Source organism: Gracilibacillus caseinilyticus (assembly GCF_022919115.1).
Classification (GTDB): Bacteria; Bacillota; Bacilli; order Bacillales; family Amphibacillaceae; genus Gracilibacillus; species Gracilibacillus caseinilyticus.
In genome coordinates this window covers 4253823-4269234 of record NZ_CP095072.1, presented here as the reverse complement: position 1 = coordinate 4269234, position 15412 = coordinate 4253823, and the positions used below count along the sequence as shown (strand labels likewise).

General features: G+C 38.1%; 9 protein-coding genes. All 9 read left to right on the top strand.

What is annotated here, in order from left to right; all coding sequences use genetic code 11:
- Positions 1–6: 6 nt before the first annotated feature.
- Complete coding sequence (locus MUN88_RS20485) at positions 7–927, top strand: carbohydrate ABC transporter permease (RefSeq protein ID WP_244718817.1); 921 nt, start codon at positions 7–9, stop codon at positions 925–927.
- Positions 928–1314: 387 nt separating this feature from the next.
- Positions 1315–2256: an ABC transporter permease gene (locus MUN88_RS20480; protein ID WP_244718815.1), complete on the top strand. Its 942-nt coding sequence runs from the start codon at positions 1315–1317 to the stop codon at positions 2254–2256.
- Between the two features lie 13 nt (positions 2257–2269).
- The gene (locus MUN88_RS20475) at positions 2270–3142 is read left to right on the top strand and encodes a carbohydrate ABC transporter permease (RefSeq protein ID WP_244718812.1); all 873 of its coding nucleotides are present in this window, start codon (positions 2270–2272) and stop codon (positions 3140–3142) included.
- Between the two features lie 94 nt (positions 3143–3236).
- Positions 3237–4853, top strand: coding sequence for an ABC transporter substrate-binding protein (locus MUN88_RS20470; RefSeq protein WP_244718809.1), 1617 nt, complete (start codon positions 3237–3239; stop codon positions 4851–4853).
- A gap of 84 nt (positions 4854–4937) precedes the next feature.
- The gene (locus MUN88_RS20465) at positions 4938–5726 is read left to right on the top strand and encodes a Nif3-like dinuclear metal center hexameric protein (protein WP_244718806.1); all 789 of its coding nucleotides are present in this window, start codon (positions 4938–4940) and stop codon (positions 5724–5726) included.
- 26 nt (positions 5727–5752) lie between these two features.
- Positions 5753–6496, top strand: a complete 744-nt coding sequence (locus tag MUN88_RS20460; protein ID WP_244718803.1) for a YesL family protein — start codon at positions 5753–5755, stop codon at positions 6494–6496.
- Entirely contained in the window at positions 6471–9881 is a 3411-nt protein-coding gene (locus tag MUN88_RS20455) for a glycoside hydrolase family 2 TIM barrel-domain containing protein (protein WP_244718801.1), read from the top strand. Before MUN88_RS20460 ends, MUN88_RS20455 begins: the two co-directional genes overlap by 26 nt.
- Positions 9882–10255: 374 nt before the next feature.
- Positions 10256–13135 (top strand): beta-glucosidase, encoded by a 2880-nt coding sequence (locus tag MUN88_RS20450; protein ID WP_244718798.1) that lies wholly within the window; start codon positions 10256–10258, stop codon positions 13133–13135.
- Positions 13132–15399 carry a glycosyl hydrolase family 95 catalytic domain-containing protein gene (locus tag MUN88_RS20445; protein WP_369809908.1) on the top strand — a complete coding sequence of 756 codons (2268 nt, stop codon included), beginning with the start codon at positions 13132–13134 and terminating at the stop codon, positions 15397–15399. The genes MUN88_RS20450 and MUN88_RS20445 overlap by 4 nt, the downstream gene beginning before the upstream one ends.
- Positions 15400–15412: the final 13 nt, after the last annotated feature.

Genomic DNA, 15412 nt, shown 5'->3' with positions numbered 1-15412 from the left:
GACAATATGTTGAAAAAACGCAAAAAAGCAAGCTATATGCGAACGAAAGAAGATCTTATTTTTGACACATCAAATATTATTTTTATGATTATCTTATGTGTGTTTATGTTATATCCTTTTTTGAATCAAATTGCTATTTCATTAAATGATGCAACCGATTCTGTCCGTGGTGGAATTTATTTATGGCCGAGAGAATTCACTTGGCATAATTATGAGCATGTGTTTGAAAAGGCAGCGATTTATCAGGCTATTTTCATTTCCGTTTTACGAACGATTGTCGGCGCTGGAGTTGGTCTATTCTGTACTGCAATGGTGGCCTATGCGATAGCTCAGCCACATTTCATTTTCAAAAAATCGGTCACGATCATTTTTATTATGACAATGTATTTTAATGGTGGATTAATTCCAACCTTTCTGTTGATGAGAGATTTACACTTAATCGGTTCTTTTTGGGTATACATTTTACCAACGTTAATTAGTGCTTTTAACTTAATTATTATGCGCTCTTTTATAGAGGGGCTGCCAAACAGTATTTTTGAATCAGCAAAAATTGACGGAGCTGGTGATTTTAAGATTTTCTTCAAGATTGTGTTACCTTTGTCATTACCAGTATTAGCCACAGTTGCATTATTTGTAGCTGTCTTTCAATGGAATCAATGGTTTGATGTCTTTCTATATAATTCCAGTCAAGAGCATCTGACGACTTTACAATATGAGCTAATGAAAATCTTGCAAAATTCAAGCACGACGTCGAGTGGCGATATGGCATCAGCCTTTGCTAATTCTGCAGGTGGAGAATCCAATATGGTAACACCAAAGTCAATCCAGGCTACAATGACGATCGTGGCAAGTTTACCAATCATCATGATCTATCCGTTTTTACAGCGTTATTTTGTGAAAGGGATGACGCTTGGGGCGGTGAAGTAAATAAAAGAATTTACCTGTCATTCACATATGATAGTATTTTATCTGTGGATTTTGTAACAAAAAGGGATGAAAATCTTCTGATTTTCCTCTCTTTTTGTTTTTACGTATAAAGCTACTGTATCGTACTAAAGTCTCGCATCTATTAAAAGTATGAAGGCAAACTTCCATAATAGTTAGGCTAAATTGATCATTTTCAAATACTACCATACTAGCATGTTGACAAAGAAAGGATACCGATTTACAATAACCGTAGCAACATAGTTTATCTGACAAACAAAGATTTTTACGCAAACTTGTATACTAGTACGACTAGAGTATTTTTTAGAGCAATAATGTAAGCCTTTTCTTTTTTGTGTTAAATACCTTGTCTTAAGAAAGGAGTATGGTATGGAAGGTGTTAGTAAGTTAAAACAAAATCAAAAATTGAAAAACAGTCTGTGGAGAAGTATTAAGAAGGATTGGCAATTGTATGCATTAATTGGTTTACCCGTAATTTATTTAATTATTTTTAAATATGTCCCTATGATCGGGAACATTATTGCTTTTAGAAGATTCATCCCAGGGGGAAATATTTTTGGTGAGCAGTGGGTTGGGTTGCAATATTTTAAAATGTTTTTAAATGATCCAACCTTCTACAATGTATTTGCCAATACTTTTATCTTGGCGTTTTTACTGTTAGTCATTACATTTCCAGCACCTATCATTTTTGCACTATTGTTAAATGAACTCAAAAATCGGATGTTTAAACGTTTTGTGCAGACCGCATCCTACTTGCCGCATTTTTTCTCAGTAGTCGTTGTAGCTGGTATGGTGTTTGAATTGTTAGCATTGAATGGTCCTGTCAATAGTCTGTTAGCTGGCATTGGTTTCGATAAAATTAGTTTTATGCAGTTGCCAGAATGGTTCAGAACGATTTTTGTAAGCGTTGACTTATGGCAAACGTTAGGTTGGGGAGCCATTTTGTACTTGGCTGCTTTGACTGGTATTAATCAAGAGTTGTACGAAGCAGCTAGAATCGATGGGGCGAACAGATGGAAACAAACAATCTACATCACGATTCCAGGAATACTTCCGACCATTGTTGTTTTACTGATCTTGAACATCGGTAACTTCCTGCAAATTGGTTTTGAAAAGGTATTACTCTTATATAATCCATTAACCTATGAAACGGCAGATGTTATAGCTACCTATGTTTACCGTGTCGGCCTAGAGTCAGGGAGTTTCAGTTATGGTACTGCAATTGGCTTATTTGAATCGATTATTGGTTTGGTATTAGTCCTGGGCGCGAATTACTTATCTCGGAGAATTACAGATAACAGTTTATGGTAGGGGAGGTATTGCAATGAAAGAATCTTGGCAGTATAAAATATTTAAAGTTTTTAATGTAGCTGTTCTGTTACTGGTTGTATTTATAACATTGTTTCCGTTTGTCAATATAGTTGCCCAATCATTCAGTTCAGAAGCGTATATTAATGCGGGTGAAGTTAGTTTATGGCCGAAGGGATTTAATATCGAAACATATAAAGTAATTATGTCTGACGAAGTGTTCTGGTTAAATTATAAAAACACAGTAGTTTACACCATTGTCGGCACTTTGATTTCACTCATTTTGTCCACGATGATAGCCTATCCATTATCGAAAACCAGATTAAAAGGACGAAAATTTTTAACATTATTTTTTGTTTTTACTATGTTTTTTAATGGTGGCCTGATCCCCAATTATGTACTTGTCACTTCTTTAGGATTAGGGAACAGTATTTGGGCGATCGTGCTTCCAAATGCAATCAGTGTGTTTAATATGTTGATTATGCGAACGTTCTTCGAAAATATTCCAGACGAATTGGAAGAAGCAGCTATTATGGATGGATCCAGTACTTTTGGGATACTATTCAGAATTGTCTTACCGCTATCAAAACCTATCATAGCGACAATGTTTCTCTTTTATGCCGTAACCCACTGGAATTCTTGGTTTCAAGCATTTATTTATTTTACCGAAAAAGACTTATTCCCGGTATCTATTTATTTAAGAAATATGATTAAAGGTGCAGAAGCAACCGTTGGAACTGGTGCGACAAGCGCAGATAATTTAGTACAAATATCTGCGAATATAAAATCTGTCACGATGGTTTTAACTGTTATACCAATATTGATGGTTTATCCGTATATCCAAAAGTACTTTGTTTCCGGTGTCATGTTAGGTTCAGTGAAAGGATAATCAGGCAAAACCACTTGAGGGGGTGGTTGCTAAAACGGTCAAGCGTGTCTTATTGGATGAAGCTCATCGTAATAATAAGAAGGGGGAAAGTAAAATGAAACAATTGTTAAGTAAGATGACGACGCTTTCATTAGTTGTTTTTTTAGCTGGACTAGTTGCCTGTAATGATTCTGAAACATCGGAGAATGAAACGTCCGTAGAACCTGGATCCGGAGCCTCCATGGAGGATTATGGAGTGGGGGACAGTTTTAAAGCAACGGAACCAGTCACATTTTCAACATTGTTTAGTGATCATCCGAACTATCCATTAAAAGAGGATTGGTTATTTTTTGAAGCATTAGAAGAAAAAACGAATGTGTCTTTAGATATTACATCGGTACCAATGAGTGATTATACCGACAAACGAAGCTTATTATTGAGCTCAGGTGATGCACCTTACATTATTCCAAAAACTTATCCAGGAGAAGAGACACAGTTTGTAGCGTCAGGTGCGATTATACCGATTAGTGATTACGTGGATATGATGCCGCATTATCAACAAAAGGTAAAAGAATGGAATATTGAACCATTTTTGGATGGGTTGCGACAACGTGATGGTAAGTACTATGTACTGCCAGGTATTCATGAAGAAGTATGGCCAGATTACAGCCTGGCAGTGAGAACTGATATTTTAGAAGAAATAGGATTGGAAGAGCCTACTACATGGCAAGAAGTAGAAACAATGCTTTCCAAAATGAAAGAGGCTTATCCGGATAAATATCCATTCTCAGATCGTTTTCAATTTAACAGTACTTTGAATATTGCAGCAACTGGATTTGGTACTAGAGCAGGGTGGGGTCTGGGTAATATGCTGGATTATGATGAAGAAGCGGATGAGTTCATTTTTGCCCCAACATCAGATGAATATCGCTCTATGATTGAATATTTTAATGGGTTGATAGAGAAAGGCTTATTAGATCCAGAAAGTGTTACACAGGAAGACGATCAAGCGATTCAGAAATTTACAAGTGGTGAGTCATTTGTTATTAATACGAACGGTCAAACGTTAACGCAATACAGAACGACGATGAATGAGACACTGGGAGAAGGTAACTATGAAATAAAAAAAATTGTAGTACCTGGTGGACCGGCTGGCCAATTATTGGAAGGAACGAAATTGGAGAATGGTATCATGTTCTCAAAAGCGGCAGCTGAAGACCCAAATTTTGAAGCGATGCTGCAATTCATTGATTGGCTCCTCTATAGTGATGAAGGTTTAGAATTTGCTAAGTGGGGAGTAGAGGGAGAAACGTACACGAAGGAAAATGATGAACAGCAATTAGCTGATGATGTTACGTTCCGTGGCATGAATCCAGATGCCGAAAACCATCTGCAGATTGATTATGGTTTTTCTGGAGGTAACTTCTCTTATGGTGGTTCTACAGAGTTACTTCATTCCATGTTTAGTGAAGAAGAAATTGAATTCCAAAATGCGATGCATGAAAAAGAGCTTTTATTACCAGACCCGGCTATCCCTTATGATGGACCACAATTAGAACAGGCATCCTTATTGAGTACACCGATAAAAGACACGGTGGAACAGAATACTTTGAAATTTATTGTTGGTGATAGAAGTATGGATGAGTGGGACAACTATGTAAAAGAATTAGAAGGGAAAAACTTACAAGGCTACTTGGACCATGCCAACAGTGTGTACCAAAATAACAAATAAAACAACAGGTAACACGGGGCTTATTCCCCGTGTTATGCTGTTTTTCACAAATGGCTATTCAGGTGTTTAGAGGAGGTGTTCTTAATGCTTACAGTTGATGAGGTAATAAAAATACTAAAACAGTATGCTCCACTAATTGAAAATTCAAGTGATGCTTTATTATATGGCAAGCCGGAACAGGATGTAAGTAAAATAGTCGTAACGTTTATGCCGACGATAGAGGTCATTCAACAAGCAATCCAAAGTAACGCTGACTTACTTATTTGTCATGAAGGTATTTATTACAGTCATCAAAACAATCTATATCGGGAGAATAACATTATTTATCAGAGAAAACACAGACTGATAGTAGAAAATGACCTTGCCATTTTTCGTTTACATGATCATATCCATCAGTATCGGCCAGATGGTATTATGCAAGGGTTGATCGATAGATTAAGATGGCAGAACAATTTGGAGATACACAGAGATACGTATTCACTGTTCAAAGTAGCTGATCATAGTTTGTCTGATATTATACAAGAACTGAAACAAAAACTGGTACTGCCTTATGTAAGGTACATTGGTGATTTATCTAAACCGGTTGAAAGAATTGCTTTAATGGTAGGATTTCGGGGAAATGCGGCCAACACGATTCCAGCTTGTGAAGTCGATCAGGCAGATCTGGTGATTTATGGAGAAGGGCCCGAGTGGGAGACACCAGAATATATTCGTGACGCTATAACAATAGGTGAAAATAAAGCAGCGATCATTATTGGGCATCTTGAAAGTGAAGAAAGCGGTATGAAATATATATCTGAATTACTAAGAACTCATATTTCAAGCACATCGATAACATATCAAGCAAACAAGCGTTGTATTTCATTTGCCTGATTTCATCAAAGAAAGGAGTTTTTTTAATGGATTTATACCAAGGTGGGTTTTATCGTTTTTCCAACTATGTGTACTGGTTGATGTGTTTAAATCTATTTTTTTTACTGTCCAATATATTGATGTTTGGTTCCCTTATTTTTCTAGTACCTACGATCTCTAATGCAATCCTTTACTTTGTTGCTTTTATTCCTGCAGGACCGGCATTTGCAGCATTGTTTTACAGTTTAAATCAGATAACGAACAGGGAAATGACACCATTTCAAATTTTCTTTACCGCTTATAAAAAGAACTTTATGGACAGTTTGAAGGTTTGGTTACCTATTGTTACGGTGTTTTTTATTTTATTGATTGATATTCAATACTTTAATCAAAATCCGACTACGACCAATCAAATATTAAGTGGAATTTTTCTTGTTGGATTGTTTTTGCTTGTGATTTTTTCTTTGTATGCATTACTACTAATCACCCATTATCAATTCCGAATCAGAGATAGTTATCGATTGTCTATCTATTATTTAGTTACCTGGATCAAAAGGTCTACAGGAAATGCTGGGATTCTTTTTCTGACGATTGTGTTGATGTTTATGACGACGGATTTTATCATTTTGCTTTTTGCTAGTTTAGTTGCCTGGTTATTGATACTGAATACGAAACCAATCATCCAGGATGTAGCTGTTAGTTTTGTTAAAGCAGAAAAAGATGGGGAATTCACGGAACGACCAATATCTATGGAAGGAGATAGCAATGTTAAATCAAATCAAATTATTTAATGATAATTGGCAGTTCGCCAAAAGTTCGTTGGAAACTGATTCAGCTTCATTACTTAGTTTTTCACCTGTGGATGTTCCACATGACTGGTTAATCTATAATACCAAAAACCTTTATGAAAACAGTATCGGCTGGTACAAAAAAGCTTTTCACTATTCATCGGATAAAAACGACGTACTGTTGTGCTTTGAAGGGGTATATATGGATTCTGTATTGTATGTAAATGATCAATTTGTCGGGGGGTGGAAGTACGGTTATTCGAAATTTGAACACAACATTACCGAATATCTTATCAGTGGCAACAATCAAATACTACTTAAAGTCAGATACCAAAGCCCGAATAGCAGATGGTATACAGGGGCTGGGATTTACCGGAATGTCTGGTTAAAGCAGAGAAGCTCCAATTATATAGAAACGGATGGTATCTATGTTTCTACATTCAAAAATGAAGACGATTGGAAAGTAGAGATCGATACAGAACTGCGAATAAATGAGCCGGTAGAAATATCACATACCTTAATGAAAGATGATGGGGTGATTCATGCTGTTGCAGAACAAGTATTACCTGGTGATCGTTTAAGTCAGTTATCGTTTGAACTTTCCTCGCCAGGTTTATGGGACGTGGACACGCCAAGTATTTATCAGTTATCCACACAAATGAGAAAAATAAGTAATGGTGAGATTATCGAAACACAAAAGCAGCAAATTGGTTTTAAAGAGGTTTATTTTGATCCGGAGCAAGGTTTTTATATCAATAACAGACATATAAAACTGAACGGCGTAAATGAGCATCATGATTTAGGAGCATTGGGAGCGGCATTTAATCGAAATGCTCTTAAAAGGAGGCTGAACATTTTAAAAGATATGGGGGTAAATGCGATCCGCACTGCCCATAATATGCCTGCTAAAGAGCTGATGGAAATGGCAGATGAAATGGGGTTTCTCATTGTAACAGAGGCATTTGATATGTGGGAACGGTCCAAAACTCCTTATGATTATGCAAGATTTTTTCCGAATTGGTCTTATCATGATGTGAAAAGCTGGGTCAAGAGAGATCGCAATCATCCAAGTCTATTAATGTGGAGTATCGGAAATGAAATATACGACACACATGCGGATGAGAGAGGACTCTTTTTAACGGAGCAATTAATGGATTATGTGATGGAATTTGATCCGAAAGAAAATGCCGTTATGACAATAGGTTCAAACTATATGCCGTGGAAAAATGCCCAGAACTGTGCCGATTTGGTCAAAGTAGCTGGCTATAATTATGGAGAAAAGTATTATCATCAACATCATCAGGAACATCCTGATTGGATCATTTATGGCAGTGAGACAGCTTCGATTGTCCAAAGCAGAGGGATTTATCATTTTCCTTTTGAGAAATCCATTCTAACTGATGACGATGAACAATGTTCTGCATTAGGAAACAGTGCGACGAGCTGGGGCGCTAAATCAACGGAAGCTTGTATTATTGCAGAACGAGACAGTCCTTTTTCATTGGGCCAATTTATTTGGAGTGGTTTTGATTATTTGGGGGAGCCTACGCCTTACCACACAAAAAATGCCTATCTAGGTCAAATTGATACCGCTACATTTCCGAAAGATTCCTATTATATTTATCAGGCAGCGTGGACCAGTTATAAAGAAGCCCCAATGGTTCATATTTTTCCTTATTGGGATTTTAATAACGGGCAAATCATTGATGTGCGGGTCTGCTCGAATGCTCCCAAAGTCGAGCTGCAATTTAATGGTGAAACGATTGGAACATTTAATACCAATTATCAGAATGGCAGTCAGTTGACAGGGTGGTGGAAGCTGCCATATGCGAATGGCACCATCACTGCATTTGCTTACGATGAAGAAGACAGCATCATTGCAACAGAAAGCAGGCATTCTTTTGGCGAAGCGAATAAGATAAGATTATTTCCAGACAAGTCGAGAATGGAAGCGAATGGTACGGATTTAATTTTTGTAGAAATAATGATGGAAGATGAAGCAGGTAATCCTGTAGAGAATGCTTCGAATCGAGTGCATGTTCAAGTATCAGGGGCTGGCAGGTTAATCGGATTGGATAATGGAGACAGTACTGATTATGATCAATACAAAGGTACGAGCAGAAGACTGTTCAGTGGAAAATTGTTAGCGATTATCGCGGCAACATTACAGCCTGGCGAAATTGAAATGAAAGTAACAGCTGATAATATAGCTTCTAAGAAATTGGTTATGCAATCTGTTGCGACAGATAAAGATGTCACAGGGATTTCAGCACAGATGGAAAATAAACATGTACCGATCGTGATGGGAAAAGAAAAAGAAGTCCCTGTTCGAAAAATTAATATCCAAAGTGAAGAGGGGCAACACTTGAATGATCAACAACAAGAGTCGATCGTAAGTGCGTCAATCCAGCCATCCAATGCCTCTTATCAGGATGTGGAGTGGAGTGTTGTCACAGATACGGGGATCACCTCTAATATAGCAACGATCGAATCTTTTGGTAAGAGCGCTAAGATTACCGCATTAGGGGACGGGACATTCCGTGTCCGCTGTACCAGTACCAATGGCACCAGTAAAATAAAGCTGATTTCAGAACTGGAATTTCATGCAGAAGGAATTGGCACAGCTTATAAAGATCCATATGACTTTATTTCAGCAGGTCTCTTTGATTATAGTGAGGGGGATGTAGGTAACGGAAACGAACGAGGAGTTGCCACAAGCAGGGATGGGGTCACGGTAATAAGATTTAGTGATATTAACTTTGGTACGTCTGGATCGGACAAGATTACTATTCCGATTTTCGCATTATCCATTGAAGAATATCCATTGCAAATATGGGAGGGCACTCCTGAGGAAGATGGTAGTGAATTACTTGCTGATGTTATCTATCAAAAGCCTTCCAAATGGAATGTATATCAGGCTGAAACTTATTATTTGTCCAGAAAAATCAAAGGTGTTAGCTCACTATCATTTGTTACGAATAAAAAAATGCACATAAAAGGTTTTTCTTTTGCGGAAACGAATCGAGCATTTGAGTCAAATCCAGCTGCGGAAGCAGATCACATTTATGGTGATCGATATCGTAAAATGGCAGAAGCGGTTGAACATATAGGCAATAATGTATCATTAACTTTTGAGAGATTTGACTTTGGTGAAAAAGGAATTAGTAAGATTGCTATTACTGGTCATTCACCGATTGAAAAAAATACAATCCATCTTCGTTTTGAAGATGATCAAAGCGAAAGTGATCAGATCATAGAGTTTTCTTATACAGAAGGCTATGAGGAAAAAATCTTTGACCTGGAGCGTGTTAAGGGATTACAGAATATCACATTTTTATTCCTGCCAGGCTCCGATTTTCATTTCGGTGAGTTTCGCTTTTTCGAATAGTTTCGCAAGCTGTTACCAATTGGATGTGGTAACAGTTTTTTTGTGCGCGTGACTTTTCACATAATGGTGTGATTAGAGACAACATACTATGGGGGATCGATAGACTGTGCTGAAAGTCGAGAAAGGAAACAAAAGTCAGAAGGTGGTAGGGGAGATTTGTATCGAAAGTCGAGAAAGGGAACAAAAGCCAGAGGATAGCGAGTAAGATTTGTATCAATAAACGGGAAAGAAGACAAATCTCAAGGAACACACTGTACATTTGTATCATTCTTTTGTACAAGCAAACAAAATGCGACAACTTCTCAGGTAAGCAGACATTTGTCCTCCATCAATAAAACCATTTGATATTGCTTTTTGTAGCGAAGTTATTTATAATGTACTTAATTCAGGCAGTAAACGATCTTATTTTTTTAGTCGAAAAGGAAACCGTTTTCCTAAAGGGGTTTTTAATTCATCATGAAAGGTATGATTATATGACAAATCAAGCATTCCAATCTCATGGGCTTTCTATAGAAAATCGCGTAACCGGATTAATGGAAGCGTTAACGTTTGATGAAAAAATATCACTGTTAAGTACTCATCAGAGTGCTATTCCGAGGCTTGGGATCAAAGAATATTTCATCGGTGGAGAAGCGGCGCACGGAGTAGTAGATCGTCAAGGGATTAAAACGACTGTTTTTCCGCAGCCGATTGGACTATCCAATTCGTGGAACAAGTTATTAATGCATCAGGTTGGAAGTGCAATTGGTGATGAAGCGAGAGCGTTTTATCAATTAAAAGATCAAAAAACAGGACTTACCTTATGGGCACCGACGATTGATATGGAGAGAGATCCGAGATGGGGGAGAACCGAAGAAGCATACGGAGAAGATCCCCATTTAACAGGAGAATTGTCTGCTTCCTTAATTAAAGGAATGCAGGGAGAAGATCCATTTTACGTAAAATTAGTAGCTGCTCCAAAGCATTTTTACGGTAATAATAATGAAAAAGGTAGAGAAGATACTTCCAACAGTATTGATCTTCGAAATCGAAAAGAGTATTATTTGAAAGCGTTTGAACCTGCCTTTACTGAAGCAAAAGCGTTATCGATGATGACTGCCTATAATGGTGTAAATGGCATTCCGTGTATGCAAATTCAAGAAATAGAAGAAATAGTCCGTGACGAGTGGGGAATGGAGGGATTTGTTGTTAGTGATGGTGGTGCTTTAACACTTAATGTAAAGGAATATCAGTATTATGATACGTTTGCTGAAGCGCTGGCAGATGCATTAAAAAAAGGCATTGACTGTTTTGTTGACGACAAAGAATTGGTAGAACAAGCCGCGCTGGATGCATGTGATCGTGACTTAATATCCGAAGATGATATAGACCGGGCAGTAAGTCGTATCGTGAAAGTGCGTTTTCGCTTAGGTCATTTTGATGCGGATACATCCAAAAATCCCTATGCCAACATCGAGCAGACTGTTTTGAATCATGAAAAACATCAAAAGCTGGCAAAACAAGTGACAGATGAATCCATTGTTTTGTTGAAGAATGAGCAAAACCTATTGCCGCTGAACAGGGAAAAAATGAATAAACTAGCAGTTCTGGGTCCTACTTCGAATAAGGTGTTCCGTGACTGGTATACGGGTTATTCACCATATCAAATAACACCTTTAGAAGGAATAAAAAACCTCACGACTGCTGACATTGTTTTCCATGACGGCTTCGATCGTATCGCCTGGAAAACGAGTGATAACGAGCAATATTTGTCCCTTGATCAAGCAAACAACTGGACGATTTCTGATGATAAAAACAGATCGGTTGTCACGGATGAAGATTGGGGCAATGATTGGCACGTATTTAAAAGTCTATCTACTGATCGCTATTTGACACAACCAGATAAACAATCTACGTATCGAGCAGATAAAGAGGAAGTATTTGATTGGTTTAATCGAGAAAAAATACGTGTCAAAAACTCTAGTGATAAGGAGTATAGCCTGTCGAACTGGCAAGATCATCCGATAACGATTGAACAAGAAAGAGTTGTTGTAAAAGATGATACATGTTCAACCTTTGAAAAAGAAATCATAGATAATGGCATTCAAACAGCGGTTGAGCTTGCCAAAGAAAGTGACGTAGCAATCGTTTGTGTAGGCAATCATCCGATGGTCAATGGAAAAGAAACAGAAGATCGTGAACATATTAATCTGCCACTCTATCAACAGCGCTTGATAGAGGAAGTATACAAAGTGAATCAGAACATGATTGTAGTCGTGATTAGCAGTTATCCTTTCGCTATTAATTGGGCACAGGATCATGTACCGGCGATATTGTACAGTGCACATGGTTCACAAGAGCTTGGAACCAGTCTTGCATCGATTCTTTTTGGAGAATCGAATCCTTCAGGAAGGTTGAGTATGACATGGCCAAAGGATTCGGAGCAATTACCAGCCATCACCGATTATGATATTCGAAAAGGTAAGCGTACGTATCAATATGCAGAAGATAATATTTTATATTCATTCGGTCATGGTTTGAGTTACGGAGAGGTTCGTTATGACAGCTTTTCGATGGATAAAACGACTATCTCCGATAACGAAAAAGTAACCATTACTTGTAATGTGAAAAATGTAAGCGATTATCTTCGGGATGAGGTTGTCCAGTTGTATGCTACCGTTACGGATAGTTACTATGAAAGACCTAACAAACAATTAACAGCTTTCGAGAAAGTGTCACTAAAACCAGGTGAGGAGCGTGTTCTTCGCTTTAACATCAGAGCGGATCAATTGCAGGTATTTGATATCAGAATCAATCAATTTGTTTTAGAAAAAGGGAAAGTACTGTTTTCAATTGGGAAATCCAGTGAAGAGCTTATTCATACCTATACAGCAATCGAGATATTAGGAGAAGAGATTACCGGTAGAACACTGGCAACAGAGACTCAGGCCGAGAATTATGATGATTATGAAAATATCACCTTAACAAAAGGAGAAAAAGAACAACCTTGTGTAACAGCTGATGAAGATGGTGGCAAAATACTGTTTAGAAATGTAGAAGTCGCTGACAATAATCAACTGAAAGTCAGATTAAAAGGGAAGGGATCGATTCGATTTCATATTAATGATGAAACGGATATGCCTTATAAGCAAGTACATTCAAGTCAGTGGGAAGATATTTTGCTAGATATTGAGAGTCATCATGATGATAAGGTTGATTTGATTTTGGAATATAAGCAATTATCTATACAATCTGTGCAACTACAGAAAGGATGAGAAAAGTGTCAACACACGTACCTACTAGAGGTGTCTGGACGGACAGTCCGGCGATGAAATGGGAGGATGCATTAGTGAGTGGAAATGGCTCCCATGGTGTAATGGTGATGGGGGATCCTGTTTCAGATACGATTATTGGCAATCACTGTCGTCTTTATTTGCCACAAGGGAATCGTTTTGACGTACCAGAAATGGCTGCTTACTTAACGGAGTTTCGCCAGATCATAGAACGTGAAGGCTATGATAAAGCACTTTCGTTTTATTATCAAAAAGCAAAAGAGCAGGGATATCCGGGACTGTTAATGAGCGATCCATCTCATCCCGGCTTTCATTTACATGTGGAAACTGATCATCATTCATACTATGATTATCAGCGTAGTATCGATTATGAAACAGGAGAATTAATGGTATCTTATCAAGTTAATGGTCAAACTTTTATTAGAAAAACGTTCGTGTCTCAGCAAACCAATCAAATTATTCATTGCTTAAGTCCAGGTCAATACAGGATCAGCTTACAAGATTATCAGCAACCATTAATGAAACAAACGAGTATGATTCATCATCATACCATGCATACTCATTTTGATTATGTGCATAGTGATGGTGGCTATGATGTTCTGATTGATGTGAAGGCAAGTAACCTGCAACCTCTCGACGACGAAACAGGTTTTCACTTGCAAAGTGACCAGCCGATTTTAATTACAATGGAGATCAGACCTTATCAGCAAGCTACGGATCGAAGCATTATAAAGGCTAAAACAGGAAAACAGCTTAGCTATCAACGTCTGTTCGAGAGACATGAAAAGATTCATCGTGACTTGTTTGATCGCGTTCGGTTAGAGCTTGCAACAGATGATCAGCGTAAGCAGCCGATTTGGTCCTTAGTTGATCAGGCAAAGCAAGCTGATCAGATGACGCCTGTTTTATTAGAAAAAATGTATGATGCCGGCCGCTATATGTTTATCTGCAGTGCTGGTGAACTGACGCCAAATTTGCAAGGAATATGGACCGGAACATTTGAGCCGGCATGGAGTGGCGATTTCACCTTTGATACCAATGTCCAGCTCTCCATTGCTGGCGCTCTTTCGAGTGATTTAGCAGAAGGACTTAACGGTTATTTCCGATTAATAAAAGAATTGCTACCAGGCTTTCACGAAAATGCCCAAAAATATTATGGTGCGCGTGGTGTTCTGGCAACGGCTCACTCTAGTAACAGTGGCAAACATATGCACTGGAACGAAGATTGGCCGTTGGTACTGTGGACGTGCGGCGCTGGCTGGTTAGCTCACTGGTATTATCAATATTATCGTTTTACAGGTGATACGATCTTTTTACAACATGAGTCGGTTCCGTTCCTTGAAGAAATCGTTCAATTTTATCGAGATTTTCTTATGGAAGATGCGGATGGTACTTACCGTTTTACACCATCTTATTCCGCGGAGAATGGTACGGGTGATAATGCGACCCAAGACATTGCTGTTGCTAAAGAGGTGCTGACGAACTTAATCGATGCATATCAAATTCTTGGGTATTCAAATGAAAAAATAAACAGCTTCCAAATGATGTTCGACAAGTTACCAAACTATCAAATAAATGAAGAAGGAGCGCTGAAAGAATGGTTAACCCCGGATAAAGGGGAGAACTATAACCATCGTCATTTCTCTCATTTATATCCGGTCTTCCAAAGCAGAGAATTCAATAGTGAAACAGATCCTGTCATGTGGCAGGCATCGCGAATTGCCTTTGATAAACGTTTGGAAGCGTGGTTATTGAATGAAGATGGCGATACGTCATCGACACATGGCAGAATGCACTCGGCTCTTTGTGCAACACAGTTTCACATGCCGGCACTGATTGATGATATTTTTCGTTTGTTAATTGCGAATAATTGCTTCTTCTCTTCATTAATGATGTCACATTATAATGAGCAGAATATTTTTAATGTGGATGGCAATGGTGCAATGCCGCAAGTTGTACACGAAATGCTCGTAGATTATAGTAATAACAGATTAACCTTGTTAGGGGCAATACCGTCATCCATACCAAGCGGAACCATACGAGGAGTACGGCTGCCGCATCAAGTAACGGTTCATCAGTTCACCTGGGACCTAGAAGCCAATAAATTGGAATTGGAAATCGAAAGTCAAATAGATCAGGAGCTGAGTCTTTATTTACCATTATTCAAAGGCTCAGAACAGCATTTGCAGCACTTGCAATTAGTTAGAAATCAAAAACAATCATTGCATATAGAACTAGCTAAATAATTTTTGAAGGAGT